Source organism: Acidovorax sp. KKS102, assembly GCF_000302535.1.
Taxonomy (GTDB): Bacteria; Pseudomonadota; Gammaproteobacteria; order Burkholderiales; family Burkholderiaceae_C; genus Acidovorax.
On the sequence record NC_018708.1, the window covers coordinates 2,028,411 to 2,049,342 of the forward strand.

A 20,932-nucleotide genomic window follows, 5' to 3' on the forward strand; every position below is an offset into this window, starting at 1 on the left:
TTTTGGCGGGATCGCAGGGGCGAATTACTTCGCTGCGGTCTTGCCGAAACGGTTGCGGAAGCGTTCCACGCGGCCACCCATGTTGTCCACCGACTTTTGCGTGCCGGTGTAGAAGGGGTGCGATTCAGAAGAAGTATCCAGCTTGAACAGCGGGTATTCCTTGCCTTCGTGGGTTTCGGTTTCCTTGGTGTTCACGCACGAGCGGGTCACGAACTTGAAACCGTTGGACAGGTCCACGAACAGAACTTCGCGGTAGTTGGGGTGAATGCCTTCTTTCATGATCTTCCTTTGAGTCAACTGCGGGAGCCGCACCGGCCAGTCCAATGTACTTTCCGCAAGAAAAAGTCCTCTATTATTGCACAGGCTGAGAATCAGCCCCCGCGACGCATCATGTCGAAGAAGTCCACATTGGTCTTGGTGGCCTTCATGTTCTTGATCATGAGCTCCATCGACTCGATCTCGTCCATGTTGTACATGAACTGGCGCAGGATGCGGGTCTTCTGCAGGATTTCCGGGGGCAGCAGCAGCTCTTCGCGGCGCGTGCCGCTCTTGTTGAGTTCAATGGCGGGGAACACGCGCTTTTCGTACAGGCGGCGGTTCAAGTGGATTTCGCAGTTGCCCGTGCCCTTGAATTCTTCAAAGATCACTTCGTCCATGCGGCTGCCGGTATCGACCAGCGCGGTGGCGATGATGGTGAGCGAGCCGCCTTCTTCCACCTTGCGGGCTGCGCCGAAGAAGCGCTTGGGGCGCTGCAGCGCTGCTGCGTCCACACCGCCCGACAGCACTTTGCCGCTGGAGGGCACCACGTTGTTGTAGGCGCGGGCCAAGCGGGTGATCGAGTCCAGCAGGATCACCACGTCCTTCTTCAGCTCCACCAGGCGCTTGGCGCGCTCGATCACCATTTCGGCCACATGCACGTGGCGGGCGGCGGGCTCGTCGAAGGTCGATGCAATGATGTCGCCCTTCACCGTGCGCTGCATTTCCGTCACTTCTTCAGGGCGCTCGTCCACCAGCAGCACCATCAGGTGCACGTCGGGGTTGTTGGCCGTGATGGCGTGGGCGATGTGCTGCATCATCACCGTCTTGCCGCTCTTCGGCGGCGCCACGATCAATGCGCGCTGGCCGCGGCCGATGGGCGCGATGATGTCGATGATGCGGCCTGTGATGTTCTCGTCGCCCTTGATGTCGCGTTCCAGGCGCATCTGCTCTTTGGGGAACAGTGGCGTCAGGTTTTCGAACATCACCTTGTGCTTGTTCTGCTCGGGTGGGCCGCCGTTGACCTTGTCCAGCTTGGTCAGGGCAAAGTAGCGCTCGCCGTCCTTGGGCGTGCGCACTTCACCTTCGATCATGTCGCCGGTGTGCAGGTTGAAACGGCGCACCTGGCTGGGGCTGATGTAGATGTCGTCCGTGCTGGCGGTGAAGCTGGTGTCGGGGCTGCGCAAAAAGCCGAATCCGTCGGGCAGGATTTCCAGCACCCCGTCAGCAAATACCTGCTCGCCTGCCTTGGCGCGCTTCTTGATGATCGCAAACATCAATTCCTGTTTGCGCATCCGGCCTGTGTTTTCGATTTCGAGTTCTTCGGCCTGCTTCAGGACTTCAGACACGTGCAGTGCCTTGAGTTCGTTTAAGTGCATGGATTGACTCCTTGGCGGAGCTGGTATGAATCTTGGGGGAGGTGGGCTGATGCCGAATGGGCTGCTGTTTGCAGGTCCGGCTCGCCAGGGATCTTGGTCCGGCTGCCAATGCATGCAGCCCGGTGATCTGTAGGAATTATGACAGGAAAAAATGCGGGGGCTTCAGAGGCGCAACGCCTTGCTTTGCACGGCTGTCCGCTGGTTGTTCACCCGCAGGTCTATCGCTCAACGAAAAAAGCCCCAGCGGCGGTGTTGCCGAGGGGCTTTGGAGAGGAGGTCAGGCCAGTTGCTGGTCGATGAAGGCGGTCAATTGGGCCTTGCTCATCGCGCCGACCTTGGTGGCGGCCAGCTGGCCGTCCTTGAACAGCATCAGGGTGGGAATGCCGCGAATGCCGAACTTGGCAGGGATCTCGCGGTTCTCGTCCACGTTCATCTTCGCGATCTGCAATTTGCCCTGGTAAGTGCCTGCGACTTCGTCGAGGATAGGGGCAATCATCTTGCAGGGGCCGCACCACTCGGCCCAGTAGTCCACCAGCACGGGGGTGCCTGTTTTCAGCACGTCGGCTTCAAAGCTGGCGTCAGAGACATGTTTGATGAGTTCGCTGGCCATGGCGGATTCCTTGTTTTTGATCAGGTTGGGACCGGTGTACGGATAAAGTCTGAGCATTGTGACAGAAACCAATCCCCCATTCACCGGTATGGCCGGGGCCTGCGACGCTATGACTGTCATAGCGAAAAGCGATGATGGCGCAGGCTGGAGCTTGCACCTGTGGCAACGCACTCTGGCCCAGGTGGCGGCCCATGCCAGTGCCCGGGGCGCTCATCTGGCCCGCACCGTGGTGCTGGTGCCCTATGCCCAGCTCATGCCCTGGGGGCAACGCCTGTGGGGGCAGCAATTCCCGCAGGGCTTTGCTCCGCGTTTCGAGACGACCCGCAACTGGGCGCGCCAGCTGCAGGGTTTTGAGCCGTCGGCCGATGATTTTGCGGGCGACGCTGCGCGCGATACCCTCACGGCCCGCGCCCTGCTGGACCGGGTTGGGCAGGGCGCCCTGCGTGAAATGCTGGCCACGCCACTGCAAGAAGCCGCCGCCCAGCTGGCACCTGCCGTGGCAGCCGTGCCCCCCGCGCAAAGGGCGGCCTGGGGCGATGAGGCCCGCAAACTCCTGACCACTGCGGATGAAGGCAGTAGCCTGCACTACGAAGCCCTGGTAGCGCGTCTGGCGCTGGAATGGGTGCTGGCCTCACGGCACGCCACCGATGTGTTGTTTGAGCCCGGTGTGCGTGAGGTCGTGGATGCGCTGGTGGTGCTGGAGGGCTTTCAGTCCGACGTTTTGCCCCAGGCACTGTTGGCCCATTGGGGCGAACGGGGCGCTTGCATCAAGCTGCCATCGCTGCTGGAAGACGCTTTGGCGCCACCCCAGCGTGCCTTGCACGCTGCCACCGACGCCGAAGACGAAGCCCACCGCGCAGCCGCCTGTGTCCTCAGCCACATCCGCGATGGCCGGGTGCCTGTTGCGCTGGCGGCCACCGACCGCGCGCTCATTCGCCGTGTGCTGGCCCATCTGGACAGCAGCGGTGTGCTGGTGCGCGATGAAAGCGGATGGATTCTGTCCACCACCCGTGCGGCGTCTCGCGTCATGGCCGCGCTGCAGGCCGCCGCGTGGAATGCCTCGTCCAACGACGTGCTGGACTGGATCAAGCACACCCCCGCGCTGACGCCGGGCGAGATCAACCGACTGGAGCAGTGGCTGCGCAAAGGCGTGCTGCAGCACTGGAGCGCAGCCTCCGCCCAAGACCTCCTGAGCGCGCAGCCCCACCTGGCCCACACCGTGGCCACGGTGGAGACCTGGCGCGACACCCTGCGTGCTGCGCGCCCCCTGGCGCAGTGGCTGCCCGCTCTGCGCGCCGTGCTGGAGCAAGCGGGGCAATGGCAGGGCCTGCAGGCCGACCCTGCAGGCATGCGCGTGCTGGCGGCGCTGCGCCTTCAAGACGGTCAGCAGGCGGAGCTGCAAAGCTGGGGCGCCAGCGCGGGCCGCCGCATGACGCTGGCGGAGTTCACCCGGTGGGTGAAGGACGTGCTGGAGGCCGGGCGCTACGTGGCCTCGCAGGCCGCTGATGCGCCCGTGGTGGTATTGCCGCTGCCTCAGCTGCTGGGCCGTCCCTTCGCGGCCGCTGTGCTCCCCGGTTGCGATGAAAAGCGGCTGCAGGCCGCTCCGGAGCCCACCGGAGACTGGTCCCAGGCCCAGCGCGAGGCCTGGGGTTTGCCCACACGCCAGTCGCTGGAGGCTGCCCAGCGGGCCGCCTGGGCCTATGCCCTGCGCGTGCCCGTGGTGGATGTGCTGTGGCGCACGGGTGACGAAGGCGGTGAGCCCCTGCTGGCCAGTGCGCTGGTGTTGGCACTGCAATTGGATGGCGCAGCCTCATCCGGCGCCGATCACCGCACTGCACGTGACGTGGTGGCAACGCCCACGCTGCGCCCTCAGCCCGTGGGCCAGGCCCTGCCCGTGGCCAAGCTCTCGTCCACCGCCTATTCCGACCTGCGCCACTGCCCCTACCGCTTCTTTGCCCAGCGCCAGCTCGGCCTGCGTGACGCTGATGAGCTGGACGCCGAGGTGGACAAGCGCGACTTTGGCAACTGGCTGCATGCGGTGCTGCAGCGCTTTCACGAAGACCTGCGCGACCAACCCACCGACGACGCGCGTGCCCGCAGCGCCCGCATGGACGCCGCCGCCGAGGCCGTCACCCGCGAGCAGCGCCTGCAAGACGGCGACTTTTTGCCCTTTGCCGCAGGCTGGACGCAACTGCGCGATGGCTACCTGCACTGGCTGGCCGGGCACGAGCAGCAGGGGGCAATGTTCCGAGAGGCCGAGGTCAAGGCCCGCCAGCCGTTGGGCGACCTGGAGCTGATCGGCACCATCGACCGCATCGACGGCGTCTCCAGCACCGGTGAGCCCACGGTGTTGGTGATTGACTACAAGACCGAAAGCGACAGCGTCACCCGCCAGCGCATCAAGAGCGGCGCGGAGGACACGCAATTGCCTTTCTACGCCGCGCTGCTGCACCACGACACGCTGCGAGCCGCCTACGTCAACGTGGGCGAGCGCGGCGAGACGCAATTGCACGAGCAGAGCGAGGTGGTGCACCTGCGCGATGTGCTGGTCGAAGGCATCCAGCACGACATGGCCCGCATCGCGGCCGGAGCGCCGCTGCCCGCGCTGGGCGAGGGCTCGGTGTGCGAGTTCTGCGCCGTGCGCGGCCTGTGCCGCAAAGACTATTGGGCAGATGCCGAACAGGCACTGCCCGCGCCAGAGACGCCATGACCGAGACCACTCCATCGCCCACCCAGGCCGCCTACGAACACAACGGCCGCCCCGTCTCGCGCGAGGCCTTCTACGCCATTGCCTGCGACCCTGCCCGCAGCGTGGCGGTGGAGGCCTGCGCAGGCGCGGGCAAGACCTGGATGCTGGTCTCGCGCATGCTGCGCGCGCTGCTGGACGGCTGCGCGCCGCACGAGATCCTGGCCATCACCTTCACCAAAAAGGCGGCGGGAGAAATGCGCCAGCGCCTGCAGGAGTGGCTGGAGCAGTTCAGCCACAAGCCGCTCGATGAACTCACCGCCGAGCTGATTGCACGCGGAATCAGCCCCCAGGGCTCACTGGATAAGCGGGAGGCGCTACAAAATTTATACCGCCAGCTGCTGGAGGCAGGCCGCCCGGTGCAGATACGCACCTTCCACAGCTGGTTTGCCGCGCTGCTGGGCACGGCCCCGCTGGCGCTGCTGCAGCAGCAAGGTTTGCCTGCGCATTTTGAATTGCTGGAAGATGACGCCGAGGCCGTGCGCGAAGTCTGGCCACCGTTCCTGCAGACCGTGGCCGATAGCGCCAGCCTGCGCGCTGACTACGAAGCCGTGGTGGCCCGCCACGGCCGCTCGCAAACCCACAAGGCCCTGGCAGCGGCACTGGCCAAGCGGGTGGAGTTTGACCTGGCCGACGCGGCAGGTGTGGTGGATGCCTCGGTGCCACCGTTCCAGCAGGCGTACCCCGAACTGGCCGCGTTGGTCGAGCCCGCTGAGGCCCTGCAGACCGAGGCCGCCCTGCAACGCTGGCGCAGCCGTGCCAGCGCCTTGGGGGCCGAGTCCAACAAGACCCCACAAAAAGCGGCCGACGCCATCATCGATGCGCTGGCCTCCACCGACCTGAACCAGCGCCTGGACATGCTGCGCAAAGCCATGTTCGTGGCCAAGGAAGACCGCCTGTCGAAAAACCTGGAGAAGTTCCCCGCCGCGCAAGAGGCCGAGCCCGAATTGCAGCGCCTGCTGGTGGCCCGCCGCCAGCACGAGGCCTGGCAGCACCAGCAGCGCATGGCCCGGCTGGCGCGCTGCCTCATCGCGCAGTTTGCTGCCGTCAAGCAGCAGCACGGCTGGGTGGACATGAACGATGTGGAGCGCACGGCCTTGGTCATGCTGGCCGACCCCATCCTCTCCGGCTGGGTGCAAGAGCGGCTCGATGCCCGCATTCGCCACCTGCTGGTCGATGAGTTTCAGGACACCAATCCGCTGCAGTGGCAGGCGCTGCACGCGTGGCTGGCGGGCTATGCGGGCTCGGGCGGTGGGTCTGCCGCGCCCAGCGTGTTCATCGTGGGTGACCCCAAGCAGAGCATCTACCGTTTTCGCCGCGCCGAGCCGCAGGTCTTTATCGCCGCACAGGCATTTGTGCGCGATGGGCTGGGCGGCGACCTGCTCAGCTGCGACCACACGCGTCGCAACGCGCAGGGCGTGATTGCCGCCGTCAACGCTGTCATGGGCCAGGCCCAGGCGCAGCATGAGACCAGCGGTTTCCGCGACCACACCACCGAATCGAAACACCCAGGCCAGTTGCTGCGCCTGCCTGCCATCACCGATGCGGATGACGACGGCCAAGGCGCAAGCCGCGACCCGCTGGCTTGGCGCGACAGCCTCACCGAACCCCGCCACGAGGCCGAAGAAACCCAGCGCATGCGCGAATGCGCGCAGGCCGCAGCCTGGGTGGCCGCACAGATTGCCAGCGGCACCCCGCCCAAAGAGGTGCTGGTGATGGCCCGCAAGCGCGACCGCCTGGCCAGCATGCAAGACGCCCTGCGTGCCTTGCACCTGCCCTGCGTGCAGCCTGAAAAGTCCGACCTGTTCGACGCGCCCGAGGTGCAGGACATGGTGGCGTTGCTGGATGCGCTGGTCTCGCCCACGCACGATCTGTCGCTGGCCTGCGCGCTCAAGTCGCCCTTGTTTGACCTGGGCGACGATGCGCTGGTGGCCCTGGCCCTGCTGCGTCGCCAGCCCGAGCATGCGGGCTGCAGCTGGTTCGATTTGCTATTGAAAAGTGAGCTGCTTGCGCCCGATTTACAAGAGCTAGGGCCTGTTTTGGTTCAATACCAGGGCTGGGTGCAGCGCCTGCCGCCGCACGATGCGCTGCACGCCATCTACGAGCACGGCGACGTGCTGGCCCGCTTTGCCGCCGCCGCGCCCGTCACCCAGCGCCAGGCCGTGCAGGCCAACCTGCGTGCGTTGCTGGCCGCTGCGCTGCAGCACGACGGGGGCCGCTACCTCACGCCCTATGCGTTTGTGCGGGCCATGAAGAAGGGCGGCGTTCGCGCCCCCGGCCGGGCCGATGCGCAGGCCATCCGCCTGCTGACGGTGCACGGTGCCAAGGGGCTGGAGGCCGACTGCGTGCTGCTGCTGGACACCGACACCCGCCCGCAGAAGGCCGAAACCATGGGCGTGCTGGTGGACTGGCCCGGCGAGCAGCCCGCGCCCTCGGCCTTCATCTTTTTGGCCAGCGAATCCAACCCGCCGCCCAGCGCTGAGGCCACGCTGGCCGCCGAGCAGCAGGCCCGCAGCCGCGAGGAGCTGAACATGCTCTACGTGGCCATGACGCGCGCCAAGCACTGCCTGGCGCTGTCGTCGGTGCAACCCGGCAACTCGGCCCCCGGCAGCTGGTGGAACCGGCTGGCCCCACTGGTCACGGAAGTCGATCTGCAAGCCCAGGCCCCGGCGGCGCATGGCGCAGAAGCCGCCGCTTCCTCTGCACCCGAGACTTTCACCATTCCCAGCCTGCCCGCGCTGCCCGAGGCGCTGCAAACCGCCCGCGTGCACACCGCCGCCGGGCTGGAGGGCGAGGTCCCTGTGGCCATGCCGGGCGATGCGGAATCGACCCCGCTGTCGCGTCAGGGCGATGCCATGCACCAGTTGCTGGAGCAGGCAGGCGTGGCCGGTGCCCCGCTGGCCGAGTTGCGCGCTCGCGGCTGGCCCGCCGCACGCCTGGCCCGCCTGACTGCGGACCACGACATCACCCCCGCCGCCGCCGAGCAGGCTGCTCGCATGGCGCAGGCCATTCTGGCGGGCGAGGGTGCCTGGGCGTGGGATCCGGCGCTGATCCAGACCGCCATCAACGAAGCCCCGCTGCACTACCAGGGCCAGAGCCTGCGCATCGACCGGCTGGTGCAGCGCCGCGCCCTGCAGGCCGATGACGCCCTGGCGGGCTGGTGGGTGCTGGACTACAAAAGCGCCACGCAGCCCCAGCGCCAGCAGGCCTTGGTGGCGCAGTTGGAGCGCTACCGCGAAGCCGTTGGGGCTCTGATGCCGGGCGAGGCAGTGCACGCTGCCTTCCTGACCGGCGATGGGCGTTTGGTGACGGTGGGCGATGCGCCGAATGTCGCGGGGGTATCGGTCGCAACGCCCTCTGCGGTGGGGCATACTTCGGCCCCCGTTGCGCCCGTGGCCCCCGCTGCACCGGTCGCCCCGGCAAAACCCGCGCGCGTCCGCACTGCGCCCGGGCCCGAGGATTCACCGCAAGGCTCCTTGTTCTGAGCCGTTTTTCAACCCTCCGGCAGCGCAACGTTCTTCATTTTCAGCAAGGTCCTTCCGTGTCCCACCCCATTTCTCCTTCCGATACACCCACCCTGTCTGCGGAGACCTTGCAGTGTGATGTGGCCGTCATCGGCGGTGGCCCGGCGGGCCTGATGGCCGCCGAGGTGCTGGCCCAGGCGGGTGTGTCCGTGCATGTGTTTGATGCCATGCCTTCGGTGGGCCGCAAGTTTTTGCTGGCGGGCAAGGGCGGGCTCAACCTCACACACTCCGAACCGCACGAGCCCTTTGTGGGACGTTATGCGGAGCGCGAGCAGCAGATCGAGCCGCTGGTCCGCGCCTTTGGCGGCCCCGAGCTGCGCGCCTGGGCGCAGGGGCTGGGGGTGGAAACCTTTGTGGGCACATCGGGCCGCGTGTTCCCTACCGACATGAAGGCCGCGCCGCTGCTGCGCGCCTGGCTGCAGCGCCTGCGCGGGCAGGGGGTGCTGTTCCACATGCGCCACCGCTGGCTGGGCTGGACCGACGAGGGCGCGCTGCGTTTGGCCGCTCCGGCCGGCGAGGTGCGTGTAACCGCCAAGGCCGTGGTACTGGCGTTGGGCGGCGGCAGCTGGGCGCGCTTGGGGTCGGATGGTGCCTGGGTGCCGCTGCTGGCCCAGCGCGGGGTGGCGGTGGCGCCGCTGCGCCCGTCCAACTGCGGTTTTGACGTGCTGCGCGCTGATGCCCCGGTGGGCGAAACGCGCCGCGCCTTTCTGCAAGAGCTGCTGGGCCGCACGCCCGCGCCCACGGTGGGCTGGACGCCGCATTTTTCCGAGAGGTTTGTGGGCCAGCCCTTCAAGACCGTGGCGCTGAGCTTCACCGACAGCCAGGGCCGCAGCTTCAGCCGCCGGGGCGAATTCGTGGTCACAGCCACGGGGGTGGAAGGCAGCCTGGTCTATGCCGCATCGCACCTGTTGCGCGACGAGGTGCAAGCCCACGGCCATGCCACCTTCCACCTGGACCTGTTGCCCGACCACAGCCCTGAGCGCGTGCTGGTGGAAGTGCGCCACCCGCGCGGCTCGCGTTCGCTGTCCAGCCACCTCAAGAGCCGTTTGGGCCTGGACGGCATCAAGGCGGGCATCCTGTACGAGCACCTGGGCAAGGACGGCATGAATGACCCTGTGGCACTGGCCCACGCGATCAAGGCCCTGCCCATCACCGTGGTTGCTGCGCGCCCGCTGGACGAGGCCATCAGCACGGCGGGTGGTGTGGCGTTTGAGGCGCTGGACGCGCACCTGATGACTACGGCGTTGCCGGGCGTGTTCTGCGCTGGCGAAATGCTGGACTGGGAGGCGCCTACCGGCGGCTATCTGCTCACCGCCAGCATGGCCAGTGGCCGCGTGGCGGGCCAGGGGGCGCTGCAGTGGCTGGGCCGTCCTGCAGGCAAGTGAACAGAATCGAGAGGGCTCTGCCTTCGTCGGCCTTTGAGTAAGCCCTGCGAACCGGCTGCGGGGCGGGAGCTTTGAAGGAAAGAGAGCGTTTGCGCGACCGCGCAAAAAAGAAGAAGTTGACGAGCCTTACCCCCGGCACTGACTCCACGGTTAGGGCTGCTTGGTTCCCCACCTGACCCGGTTGGCCGCTTCACCATGCGAGGAGGCCCGTCACCGCTGATTGTACGTCGGATGAAGGCCCTGATTTTTCAGTGGCTGTTTTGTTTGCCCTGGCGGTGCCAGGGGCGCCTGGCCCAACCCGTAGAATCGCCCGCATGTCCTACCTCGTGCTCGCCCGCAAGTACCGCCCTCGCAATTTCACCGAGATGGTGGGGCAGGAGCATGTGGTCCAGGCCCTATCGAATGCGCTGACCCAGCAGCGCCTGCACCACGCCTACCTGTTCACTGGTACGCGCGGTGTGGGCAAGACCACGGTGTCCCGCATTTTGGCCAAGTCGCTCAACTGCCAGGGGCCGGATGGCAACGGTGGCATTACCGCCACGCCCTGCGGCGTATGCCAGGCTTGCACCGACATCGACAGCGGCCGCTTTGTGGACTACACCGAGCTGGACGCGGCCTCCAACCGGGGCGTGGACGAGGTGCAAAGCCTGCTGGAGCAGGCGGTCTATAAGCCGGTGCAGGGCCGCTTCAAAGTCTTCATGATCGACGAAGTGCACATGCTCACTAACACGGCGTTCAACGCCATGCTCAAGACGCTGGAAGAGCCGCCCGAATACCTCAAGTTTGTGCTCGCCACGACCGACCCGCAGAAGGTGCCGGTCACGGTGCTGAGCCGCTGCCTGCAGTTCAACCTGCGCCCCATGGCGCCCGAGACAGTGTTGGAGCACCTGACCCGCGTGCTGGCCAACGAGAACGTGCCCGCCGAGCCGCAAGCGCTTCGGCTGCTGTCGCGTGCCGCGCGGGGCTCCATGCGCGATGCATTGTCGCTGACCGACCAGGCCATCGCGTTTGGCAGCGGCCAGCTGCAAGAAGCGGGTGTGCGCCAGATGCTGGGCGCGGTGGACCGCTCCTACGTGTTCCGCTTGATTGATGCGCTGGCCCAGGGGGATGGCAAGACCGTGGTCGAAACCTCGGATGCGCTGCGCATGAACGGCCTGTCGGCCGCCTCCACGCTCGAAGAAATGAGTGCCGTGCTGCAGCGCATGGCTGTGTTCCAGGCCGTGCCGCAGATGGCCGGTGCGGTGGATGCCGACGACCCCGAGGCCGCCGAAACCGCGCGCCTGTCAACGCTGATGCCCGCCGACGAAACACAATTGCTCTACAGCCTGTGCCTGCATGGGCGCGGCGAGCTAGGCCTGGCGCCCGACGAGTACGCGGCGCTCACCATGGTGCTGCTGCGCCTGCTGGCTTTCAAGCCGACCGGCGGTGCAGGTGGCGCTGGCGAATCGGCTGAAAAAAAAACTCTGACGCGGGCTGAAACGACAGCCTCCAGCCCTGTTTTGGCAGGTGCCGTGGGTGCATCGGCCGCCCTGGCTGCTCCGATCGCTGCGGCTCCGCAGGCCTCGTCGGTAGCACCTGCGCCCAAAGTCCCTGCGCCCGCTCCGATGGCCACGCCAGCGTCTGCTGCGGTGGCGCGCCCTGTCCCCGCTCCAGCGGATGACCCTGCGGCTGCATCGGTGCACGATTCCGAGCCACCCCCATGGCCTGGGTCTGACGAGCCCGATGCGGTGGCCGCGGCGCCAGCTTCCACCGCAACTGCACTGCCCGTGCGTACGCCCGAGAGGCTGGGGAAAAACCCCGGTGCAGTGCCATCCGTCAAAGCGCAAGGTGCTCCTGAATATGTAGCAATTCCGGTGCGCGAAGTGCCGGAACCGGGCGAGCGGCTGCAGCCGCTTCCGCTGTCTGCACCCACCCCCGTCTCTGCCCGCTACACGCCCACCGAAGAGGGCGATGTCTGGCACACCACCGTGCAGCAACTGATCGCAGCCGAAGCGATCACAGCGCTGGTGCGCGAGCTGGCGCTGCAATCGCAGCTGGTGGCGCGCGATGGGGGGCACTGGCTGCTGCGGGTGGAGCGCGAGTCCCTCAACCAGCCCACGGCGCGCGAGCGCCTGCGCGCTGCGCTGGAGGCGGCTGGCCACGCCACGCAGATCAGCGTCGAGGTGGGTGTGGTCATCGACAGCCCCGCCCGCCGCAATGCCGCCGCTGCGGCCGAGCGCCAGCGCCGCGCCGAGGAAATCGTGCACAACGACCCCTTCGTGCAATCGCTGATGCGGGACTATGGCGCGAGAATCGTGCCGGGCAGCATCAAGCCTGCATGACCGACCCTGAAGCCCTCACAAGCTCTGTTACCCATTCACTAGACTAGAAACCGAAAAGGAAACCACACCATGTTCAACAAAGGACAACTCGCCGGCCTGATGAAGCAAGCCCAGGCCATGCAGGACAACCTGAAAAAGGCCCAGGACGAACTGGCCTTCATCGAAGTGGAAGGCGAATCGGGCGCGGGCTTGGTGAAGGTGGTCATGACCTGCAAGCACGATGTCAAGCGCATCACCATCGACCCCAGCCTGCTGGCCGAAGACAAGGACATGCTGGAAGACCTGGTGGCGGCTGCGTTCAATGCGGCGGTGCGCAAGGCCGAGGAAACTTCCGCAGAGAAGATGGGCAAGCTCACAGCGGGCATGCCAGGCCTCCCCGGCGGCATGAAATTCCCTTTCTGAGGACTGGCTACTGCGCGCCCGCCATGCGTCGTTGGGCGGTGCTCGCAATCCTCACGTACAGGAAGTACGTTCCGGTTGCTGTGCTCCGTCCGCCTAGCCTGGCAGGCGCTCGCTACGCCCTTGAGGGCGGGGTGTGTAAGCCTTCGTGAGAGTTTGCTGAGTGCCCCAACCACCATTCGGGCTGAGCCTGTAGAGGCCTTGCCCCCGTCTTTCCTACCCGCGCATCCGTATCGCCTGTTAACCCATGTCCTCCACCAACTCCCTCGATGTTCTGATCCAGGCGCTGCGCCGGCTGCCGGGGGTGGGGGTGAAGTCTGCGCAGCGCATGGCGTTTCATCTGCTGCAGCACGACCGTGAAGGGGCGCTGGCGCTGTCACGTGCCCTGGGGGAGGCGGTGGGCACCGTGCACCACTGCGCGCGTTGCCATACGTTCACCGAGGCCGAGGTGTGCAGCACCTGCCTGGACCCCGAGCGCGATGCCACGCGGCTGTGTGTGGTCGAGACGCCAGCGGACCAGTCGGCGCTGGAGCGCACGGGCGCCTTCAAGGGGTTGTACTTTGTGCTGATGGGGCGGCTCAGTCCGCTGGATGGGGTGGGGCCGAAGGAGATAGGCCTGCACAAGCTCATGGACCGCGCCACGGACGGCACCGTGCAGGAGGTGATTCTGGCGACCAATTTCAATGCCGAGGGCGAGGCCACAGCCCATGTGATCAGCGAGGCGCTCAAAAGCCGGGGGCTCCATGTCACGCGGCTTGCGCGCGGCGTGCCAGTGGGCAGCGAACTGGAGTACGTGGACCTGGGCACGATTGCGCATGCGCTGGTGGATCGCCGGTGACCTGCATGTGCCCACCTGCCTGTGAGCCAGCCCGCTGGCTGGCAAGGGCCTGCGGCTAAAATACTCTCAATTTAATAGCTACCAGTGCCTGTATTTGCTGCGCTGGGGCCTCAAAAGCTTCAAAAATGAATACCACCCTGCACGTCGCACGGTTTACTGTGGCCTATTGGTGTGTGCTGTTTGCCGCACTGCTGCCGATTGCCTGCGCCTGGCTGGCCAAAAGCGGCAACTTGGGCAAGTCCCGCAAAGAGGGCGGTTTTGACAACCACGACCCGCGCGGCTGGCTCTCGCGGCAGTCCGACTGGCGTGGCCGCGCCAACGCAGCGCAGGCGAACAGCTTTGAAGCGCTGCCATTTTTCATCGGTGCGGTCATCATCGCCCACCTGCTGGGGGCAGGCCAGACGCTGCTGGACTTGCTGGCGCTGCTGTATGTGTTTCTGCGCATCTTCTACGTGATGATGTATGTGGCGGACATGCCAACGGCGCGCAGCGCGGTCTGGGCCGGTGGTTTTCTGGTCAATATCGCCATCCTTTTCATCGGATACCGTTGAGCGCGCCGGGGGCTTTTCGCTCCACCGGTGGTGCCCCGCAGTGGACGCCTGCACAGGGCGGTACGTAGTAACCCGCAGGGATTCACCCTGATGCGGTTTAGCCTGTGCTGCGGCACGATTGTTGCAATGCAGCATTGTCTTTTTGGCTGATTCCATGTCCTTGCCTCCACTCACCCGCCGCGCCTTTGGCGCCGTATCTGCCTTGTCGGCAGCTGCGGTGTGGGCGCCTGCCGTCGGGGTGCGTGCGCAGACCGATGGCGCGGCGCTGGGGCGGGTGACCGTGGCGGTCGGCGGCCAGGGCGTTCTGTACCACCTGCCGCTGGCGCTGGCCGATGCGTTGGGGTACTTCCGCTTGGAAGGCCTGGACGTGGTGGTGCGCGACTATTCGGCGGGAGCGCTGGCCTGGCAGGCGGTGCAGGACGGTGCGGCCGATGTCTGTTCCGGTGCGTTCGAGCATGTGTTGCGTGCGCAGGCGCGCGGTCATGCCTACCGTGCGCTGGTGGTGCAGGGTCGGGCGCCCCAGCTGGCGCTTGGTGTATCCCTGCGGTCGGTGCCGGCGTACAAGGATCTGGGCGACCTCGCAGGGCGCAAGGTGGGCGTGTCGTCGGTGGGCTCCTCCACCCACTTGGCCGCCAGCCTGATGCTGATGCGCGCAGGTGTGCCCTTGCGGGAGGTTTCGTTTGTGGGTGTGGGCTCGGGCACCAATGCCATGAACGCGCTGCGTTCCGGCCAGGTGCAGGCGCTGTGCCATGCCGATCCCATCATGACCCTGCTGGAGCAAAAGGCGGACACCCGCATCGTGGGGGACCTGCGCTCGCTCAAGGCCGCGCAGGACATGTTCAGCGGCACGATGCCCGCCAGTTGCCTGTATGCGCCCCAGGCGTTCATCCAGAAGCAGCCTGCCCAGGCCCAGGCCCTGGTCAATGGCGTTGTGCATGCGCTCAAATGGCTGCAGACGGCAGCGCCAGCCGATCTGGTGAAAACGGTACCACCTGCCTATCTGATGGGCGACCGGGGGCTGTACTTGGCGGCGTTCAGCCGCGTGCGTGAGACCTACTCCACCAATGGCCTGATGCCTGACGAAGGCCCTGCCACCGCATTGCGGGTGCTGTCGCGGGTGTTGCCCGAACTGGCCGAGGCCAAGATCGAACTGGCCCGTACCTTTACCAGCGACTTCGTGCGCAAGGCGCGCCAGAAGTACAGCGTCTGACGAATTGCGGTTGTGGGGGTTGAGGCTGAGTCCTCTGGCATCGACTACAGTGTCAGCCGCCTGCACAGATACCCGCCACTGCACCGCGATCACTCCGCGCCACCGGCATTGCGCAGGCCACGTATGCGGCGCTTGTGCTGTGCCATTCCCGAGCCATTTTTCAAGGACCCATCACCATGTCGCTGAGCCTCAGCATCGGCCCGCTCGTTTCCCTTATCGCAGGCATTCTCATCCTGGTCATGCCGCGCCTGCTCAGCACCATCGTGGCGCTCTACCTCATCATCATGGGCATTTTGGGGTTGCTGGGCATGCACACGCTCCGTTTCTGAGCACGGCCCCAGCCACTCAGCCCAGCGATGTCCTGCCAGCCTTGGCGGCCGGCAGGCGCAAGGGTCAGCGGCGCTTGACTTTGGAGGGCGTGCCTCCGCGTCGCGAGGGCGCGGGTGCCTGGCGTTTGGCCGCTGTGGCGACCGAGGCGCGGGCGCTGCTGCCGCTGCGCGCTTGGCCTTGGCGCACCGGCAGGTACACCACAACTTGCTGGCCTACCTTGAATGCGGCGTTCGCCCGCACGTCGTTCCAGTCGGCGACGCTGGCGGCTGCCAGCTTGTAGCGCCGCGCGATGCTGGCCACCGTGTCGCCCTTGCCAGCGCGCACCGTGGTGCGGCGGGTGACGATCTCGGGGGTGAGGCTCAGCTGGCCGTTGTCGGCCAAGTGGGACGACACGTCTTGCCGTGTGGTTGTGGAGCGCGGCACCATCAGGGCCGAGCCCGCCTTGATTAGCATGCGCGGCGGGATGTTGTTCATGCTGCGCAAGTCGGCTTCGCTCATGCCTGCACGCTGGGCCGCTTCGGCCACGCTCATGGTGGTGGGCACGGACCACACGGTCCAGCTGGCGTACTGGCCTTCGCGCTTGGCTTCGAGATTGCGCTGGAACACCTTGGCGTTGTCCCAGGGCAGCAAGATTTGTGGTGTGCCCGCCGCCAGGATCACAGGCCGCTTGAACGACGGGTTGAGCGCGCGGAAGTCTTCCTCCCGGATACCTGCCAGCGATGCCACCAGCGACACGTCGATGTCGTGCGTGATGTCCACGGTCTGGAAGTAGGGGTGGTTTTCGATCAGCGGCAACTCGGTGTTGAACGCCTCGGGGTTGGCCACGATGTTTTTCACCGCCTGCAGCTTGGGCACATACATGCGGGTCTCTGCCGGCATGTTCAGGTCGGTGTAGCTGGTGCCCAGCCCCAGCTTCTGGTTGCGGGCAATGGCGCGGCCCACGCTGCCTTCACCCCAGTTGTAGGCGGCCAGGGCCAGGTGCCAGTCGCCAAACATACCGTAGAGCTTTTGCAGGTAGTCCAGCGCTGCGCGGGTGGACGCCAGCACGTCGCGGCGGTCGTCGCGGAAGGCGTTCTGCTTGAGGTCGAAATAGTTGCCCGTGGCAGGCATGAACTGCCACATGCCTGCGGCCTTGGCGCTCGATACGGCCTGGGGATTGAACGCGCTTTCGATGTACGGCAGCAGTGCCAGCTCGGTGGGCATGCCCCGGCGTTCCAGCTCTTCAACGATGTGGAACAGGTATTTGCTGGACCGCTCCGTCATGCGCTGCATGTAGTCGGGGCGTGTGGCATACCACTGCTCGCGGTCCTGCACGAGCTCGTGCTGCAGGTCGGGCATGGCAAAGCCACGCCGTATGCGGTCCCACAGGTCGGCCGGGGCCGACAGCGACGCCACTTCGCCACTCGCGGCTTGCGCGGCAGTGATGGGTTTGAGCGGGCCGTTGGGGATGACAGGAGTGTGGGGGGCGGCAGGGGCCTTGGTGCTGGTGGTGCTGCCGCCGGCAGCGGCCTGGTCGGGCGCTGAACCCGTGGTGGCGCAACCTGTCAGCCACAAAAGGCCGGCCAGGCAGGCGATGTGCAAAATTTTCATCGGAACTCGTTTTTCCATTGACGCAGCGCGGCCAGCACCGCTACAGCGTCGTCAAGGGACACCTGCGCATCGTAGCCCTGGGCGGCTTGTGCCACCGGGCTCTGCCGCACGCGCAGAAAGGGGTTGATATCTCGCTCCAGTGCCATCTGCGAGGGCAGGGTGGGCTGGTTCTGGGCCCGCAAGGCCTCGCATTGGCTGCTGTAGTGGAGCAGGGCGGCATTGCCAGGTTCCACGGCACGTGCAAACTTCAGGTTCGACAGGGTGTACTCGTGGGTGCAGCACACCCGGGTGTTGCCGGGCAGCGCAGCCAGCCGGTCCAGCGAGTCCAGCATCTGCGCGGGCGTGCCTTCGAACAGCCGCCCGCAGCCGCCCGAGAACAGCGTATCGCCGCAGAACAGAAGGGGCGCGCCGTCCATGTCGGCGCAGTAGTAGGCGATGTGGCCGGCCGTATGCCCCGGCACATCGATGACCTGGAACTGCAGCCCCAGCGCGTCAACGGTGTTGCCCTGCGCCAGCCGCACCAGCGGCTCGGGCATGCGCTCCCGTGCAGGGCCATACACCTGTGCGCCAGTGGCGGCGCGCAGGGCATCGACTCCACCGACATGATCGGCATGGTGGTGCGTGACTAGAATGGCCTGCAATGTCAGGCCCCAGCGGTGCAAGGCCTGCTCCACCGGCGCGGCTTCTCCCGGGTCCACCACGATGGCCTGGCGGCCGTCGTGCAGCATCCAGATGTAGTTGTCGGTAAAGGCGGGCAGCGGTAGCAAGTTCATGAGCGATCAAATTATAGGTTTGCACCACTGGTTCGACTCCCCCCCCGGCCGCTATCTGCTCGCTTGGGAACAGGCGCGCTTTGACGAGGCGGTGGCCAATATTTTTGGCTACCACAGCCTGCAGCTCGGCATGCCGCTGCTGGACGGCCTGCGTGCCAACCGCATGCCACACCAATGGCTGGCCATGGGCCAGGAGGCGGTGGAAGGTTCCATCGCCTTTGTGGAGACTGGGGGTGTTGATGGCCCGCAGCAGCGTCGCGCGGTGGACTTGCTCACCGAGCCCGTGGCCCTGCCTTTCCCCGCCGCCAGCCTGGACCTGCTGGTGCTGCCCCACACGCTGGAGCTGAGCATCGACCCCCATGCCGCGTTGCGCGAGGTGGAGCGGGTGCTGGTGCCCGAGGGGCGCGTGGTCATCAGCGGCCTGAACCCCACCAGCCTGTGGGGCCTGCGGCAGCGGCGTGCGCGGCTGTACCAGCGCCTGGGGCGGGGCAACCTGTACCTGCCCGACGTCGGCGAGTTCATTGGTTATCGGCGCCTGCGCGATTGGCTGCGGCTTTTGAATTTCGAAGTCGAATCGGCCCGTTTTGGCTGTTATCGTCCAGCGGTGCGTACCGCGCACTGGCTGGAGCGTTTTGGCTGGATGGACCCTCTGGGTGAAAAGTGGTGGCCCATCCTGGGCGCCGCGTATTTCCTGGTGGCCGTCAAACGGGTGCATGGCATGCGTTTGCTGGAGCCCGCCTGGCGCACCCACCGCCAGCGTGCGGCGGGCACCGTGCCCATCGCCAACCGGGCGTCACAACGCGGGGTGAGTTCCTCGCGGGCCGCCCCGCCGGCAGCCCGGCACGAGCCTTGAGCCCATTCGTATCCGGTTGCCCGGCAGATCCATCCCCGGTGCTGCAACCATCCATCACATTGTCAGGAACAGAGTTTGAACCAGGTAGAGATTTACACCGATGGCGCCTGCAAGGGCAACCCCGGACCCGGCGGATGGGGCGTGTTGCTGCGCTCGGGCGCGACCGAAAAAGAGCTGTTTGGTGGCGAACTGGGCACCACCAACAACCGCATGGAGCTGATGGCGGTGATCGAAGCGCTCTCGGCCCTCAAGCGCCCCTGCGCCGTGACGCTGTATCTGGACAGCGAATACGTGCGCAAGGGCATCACCGAGTGGATCCATGGCTGGAAGGCCAAGGGCTGGCGCACCGCCTCCAAGCAGCCCGTCAAGAACGTGGAGCTGTGGCAGCGGCTGGATGCGCTGGTCAGCACCGGCGGTCACCGCATTGAGTGGCGCTGGGTGAAAGGGCACTCGGGCGACCCGGGCAACGAGCGCGCGGACGCGCTGGCCAACCGGGGCGTGGACCAGGCCCTGGGCCGCAGATAGCCTGAAAGTCGACTCAGCGTTTCGCACAAGCCTCTTCGGAGGCTTTTTTCATGGCCGTGCCGGGGACTGCCGCTTGCGGCCAATGCCCTGGGATATTGCAGCGCATGGCTCCGGCTGCATACACCCACTGTTACATTGTGTGACTGCGCTTCCCCACATCAACGATTGACTGACCCATGGCGTCCAAGAACAAGTACCTCGTTTTCGCTGTCATCGGCATCGCGGCTGCATCGGGCGCCGCCTGGTGGTTGCAGAAGCCTGCCCAGCCACCGCAGCGTGCCGAGGCCGGGGCGGGCGGTGCGGGCACGCCAGCGGGCGGTGGTGCCGCTGCCGGGGCTGGCCGCACCGTGGCCGTGGAGGCCGTGACCGTGCGAAAGATGGCGCTGCGCGACGATGCCGAAGCCGTGGGTAGCCTCAAGTCGCGCCAGAGCGTCATGCTGCGCCCCGAGGTGGGCGGGCGCATCACCCAGCTCAACTTTCACGATGGCCAGCGCGTGCGGCGTGGGCAGGTGCTGGTGCAGCTGGACGACCAGTTGCCCCGTGCGCAGATTCAACAAAGCCAGGCCGAGTTGTCGATTGCGCAGGCCAACCACAAGCGCAACCAGGAGCTGGTGGCCCAGGGTTTTATCAGCCAACGCTCTGTGGATGAGAGTGCTGCCAACCTGGAAGTGGCCCAGGCCAAGCTGGCGCTGGCCCAGGCCACCGCCCAGCGCCTCAAGATCGTGGCACCGTTCGATGGCATCGCGGGCATCAGGGGCGTCAACGTGGGCGACTACCTCAAGGACGGGGCCGACATCGTCAACATTGAAGACCTCGATGCGGTGTACGTGGACTTCCGTCTGCCCGAGCGGCTGCAGAGCAAGGTGCGCCCGGGCCAGACCGCGCAGGTCACTTTTGATGCACTGCCGGGCGTGCGCTACGCGGCCCTGGTGCAGGCCATCAGCCCGCAGATCGATGCGGATGGGCGGGCCATTGCGGTGCGAGGCTGCATCGACAACCGCCGGCTGCAATTGCGCCCCGGCATGTTCGCGCGGGTGACGACCGTGTTCTCCGAACGCAACGATGCGCGCGTGGTGCCCGAAGAAGCCATCGTGCCCGACGGCTCCAGCCCCTATGTGCTCAAGGTGGTGGAGGGAAAGGAGCCCGGCAGCAAGGTGACTCGTCGCACCCCGGTGCAGCTGGGCGTGCGCTCGCCCGGATGGGTGGAGATTCTGGACGGCCTGAGCGCTGGTGACCTGGTGGTCACGGCGGGCCAGCAGCGCATCCGCAAGGACGGCACCGAGGTGCGCGTGGTGGAACTGGGCAAGCAGGGCAACGGTGGCGCGGCGGCCGCAGCTGCGCGCCCGGCGTCGGGCGCTTCAGGTGCTGCGGGTGCTGCGGGTGGTGTGGGGGCTGCGGGTGGTGTGGGACCAAAGGCTGCAGCAGTGGCTGATGCGCCTGCGCCGAACACCTCTGCGGCGCCAGCATCTCCATCTCCCGTTACAGCCCCCTCGGTGCCGAGCGCGATGGCTGTACGCAGTGAGGCCCAACCCCTGCCAGGTCCCAACCCTTGTCAACTGGCTGGAAGCTCGACCCGATCAACGGCCCCGGGCCACCGTGCGCCTGTCTGACGGACTGCCTGTCGTCACCCTCTGATGCCTACG

At 66.3% G+C, this 20,932-nt stretch carries 17 protein-coding genes and 1 other RNA gene; 12 read left to right on the top strand and 6 right to left on the bottom strand.

Going from position 1 to position 20,932, the window contains the following annotated elements; genetic code table 11:
• Positions 1-24 precede the first annotated feature (24 nt).
• The 3 genes from C380_RS09285 to trxA form a co-directional block, all read right to left on the bottom strand.
• Positions 25-279: a type B 50S ribosomal protein L31 gene (locus C380_RS09285; protein WP_015013594.1), complete on the bottom strand. Its 255-nt coding sequence runs from the start codon at positions 277-279 to the stop codon at positions 25-27.
• 92 nt (positions 280-371) lie between these two features.
• Complete coding sequence (gene rho, locus C380_RS09290; RefSeq protein WP_015013595.1) at positions 372-1,634, bottom strand: transcription termination factor Rho; 1,263 nt, start codon at positions 1,632-1,634, stop codon at positions 372-374.
• A 277-nt stretch (positions 1,635-1,911) separates the two neighbouring features.
• Positions 1,912-2,244, bottom strand: a complete 333-nt coding sequence (trxA, locus tag C380_RS09295; protein ID WP_015013596.1) for a thioredoxin TrxA — start codon at positions 2,242-2,244, stop codon at positions 1,912-1,914.
• 109 nt (positions 2,245-2,353) lie between these two features.
• Between trxA and C380_RS09300 the strand changes: the two genes are divergently transcribed.
• From C380_RS09300 to C380_RS09310, 3 genes are read left to right on the top strand one after another with little or no spacing between them, the layout of a single operon-like run.
• A complete protein-coding gene (locus C380_RS09300; RefSeq protein ID WP_015013597.1) occupies positions 2,354-4,954 on the top strand; it encodes a PD-(D/E)XK nuclease family protein in 2,601 nt (866 codons plus the stop codon).
• Positions 4,951-8,475, top strand: a complete 3,525-nt coding sequence (locus C380_RS09305) for an exodeoxyribonuclease V subunit beta (protein ID WP_015013598.1) — start codon at positions 4,951-4,953, stop codon at positions 8,473-8,475. Before C380_RS09300 ends, C380_RS09305 begins: the two co-directional genes overlap by 4 nt.
• A gap of 56 nt (positions 8,476-8,531) precedes the next feature.
• The gene (locus tag C380_RS09310) at positions 8,532-9,899 is read left to right on the top strand and encodes a TIGR03862 family flavoprotein (protein WP_015013599.1); all 1,368 of its coding nucleotides are present in this window, start codon (positions 8,532-8,534) and stop codon (positions 9,897-9,899) included.
• A gap of 115 nt (positions 9,900-10,014) precedes the next feature.
• On the opposite strand, the gene ffs is transcribed toward C380_RS09310, so the two are convergent.
• Positions 10,015-10,111: signal recognition particle sRNA small type (gene ffs / locus C380_RS24410), an RNA gene on the bottom strand.
• Positions 10,112-10,213: 102 nt separating this feature from the next.
• On the opposite strand from ffs, the gene dnaX reads away from it, so the two are divergent.
• The 6 genes from dnaX (at position 10,214) to C380_RS24415 (ending at position 15,547) form a co-directional block, all read left to right on the top strand.
• Positions 10,214-12,220 (top strand): DNA polymerase III subunit gamma/tau, encoded by a 2,007-nt coding sequence (gene dnaX, locus C380_RS09315; RefSeq protein ID WP_015013600.1) that lies wholly within the window; start codon positions 10,214-10,216, stop codon positions 12,218-12,220.
• A 69-nt stretch (positions 12,221-12,289) separates the two neighbouring features.
• On the top strand, positions 12,290-12,622 hold the full coding sequence (locus tag C380_RS09320) for a YbaB/EbfC family nucleoid-associated protein (protein ID WP_015013601.1): 333 nt from the start codon (positions 12,290-12,292) through the stop codon (positions 12,620-12,622).
• A gap of 244 nt (positions 12,623-12,866) precedes the next feature.
• Complete coding sequence (gene recR, locus C380_RS09325) at positions 12,867-13,457, top strand: recombination mediator RecR (protein WP_015013602.1); 591 nt, start codon at positions 12,867-12,869, stop codon at positions 13,455-13,457.
• A gap of 125 nt (positions 13,458-13,582) precedes the next feature.
• Positions 13,583-14,008, top strand: coding sequence for an MAPEG family protein (locus C380_RS09330; RefSeq protein ID WP_015013603.1), 426 nt, complete (start codon positions 13,583-13,585; stop codon positions 14,006-14,008).
• Positions 14,009-14,162: 154 nt separating this feature from the next.
• A complete protein-coding gene (locus C380_RS09335; RefSeq protein WP_015013604.1) occupies positions 14,163-15,218 on the top strand; it encodes an ABC transporter substrate-binding protein in 1,056 nt (351 codons plus the stop codon).
• 176 nt (positions 15,219-15,394) lie between these two features.
• The gene (locus tag C380_RS24415) at positions 15,395-15,547 is read left to right on the top strand and encodes a DUF3096 domain-containing protein (protein WP_015013605.1); all 153 of its coding nucleotides are present in this window, start codon (positions 15,395-15,397) and stop codon (positions 15,545-15,547) included.
• Positions 15,548-15,611: 64 nt separating this feature from the next.
• On the opposite strand, the gene C380_RS09340 is transcribed toward C380_RS24415, so the two are convergent.
• Positions 15,612-17,138 (bottom strand): transglycosylase SLT domain-containing protein, encoded by a 1,527-nt coding sequence (locus C380_RS09340; protein WP_015013606.1) that lies wholly within the window; start codon positions 17,136-17,138, stop codon positions 15,612-15,614.
• Positions 17,135-17,911, bottom strand: coding sequence for a hydroxyacylglutathione hydrolase (gene gloB / locus C380_RS09345; RefSeq protein WP_015013607.1), 777 nt, complete (start codon positions 17,909-17,911; stop codon positions 17,135-17,137). Before gloB ends, C380_RS09340 begins: the two co-directional genes overlap by 4 nt.
• Here gloB and C380_RS09350 point away from each other — a divergent pair.
• The 3 genes from C380_RS09350 (at position 17,910) to C380_RS09360 (ending at position 20,899) form a co-directional block, all read left to right on the top strand.
• Positions 17,910-18,764, top strand: coding sequence for a class I SAM-dependent methyltransferase (locus C380_RS09350; protein ID WP_051022518.1), 855 nt, complete (start codon positions 17,910-17,912; stop codon positions 18,762-18,764). The two genes, gloB and C380_RS09350, sit on opposite strands and share 2 nt — an antisense overlap.
• Before the next feature lie 75 nt (positions 18,765-18,839).
• Positions 18,840-19,289, top strand: coding sequence for a ribonuclease HI (gene rnhA, locus C380_RS09355; RefSeq protein WP_015013609.1), 450 nt, complete (start codon positions 18,840-18,842; stop codon positions 19,287-19,289).
• Between the two features lie 176 nt (positions 19,290-19,465).
• Complete coding sequence (locus tag C380_RS09360; RefSeq protein WP_015013610.1) at positions 19,466-20,899, top strand: efflux RND transporter periplasmic adaptor subunit; 1,434 nt, start codon at positions 19,466-19,468, stop codon at positions 20,897-20,899.
• The last annotated feature ends 33 nt before the right edge of the window (positions 20,900-20,932 follow it).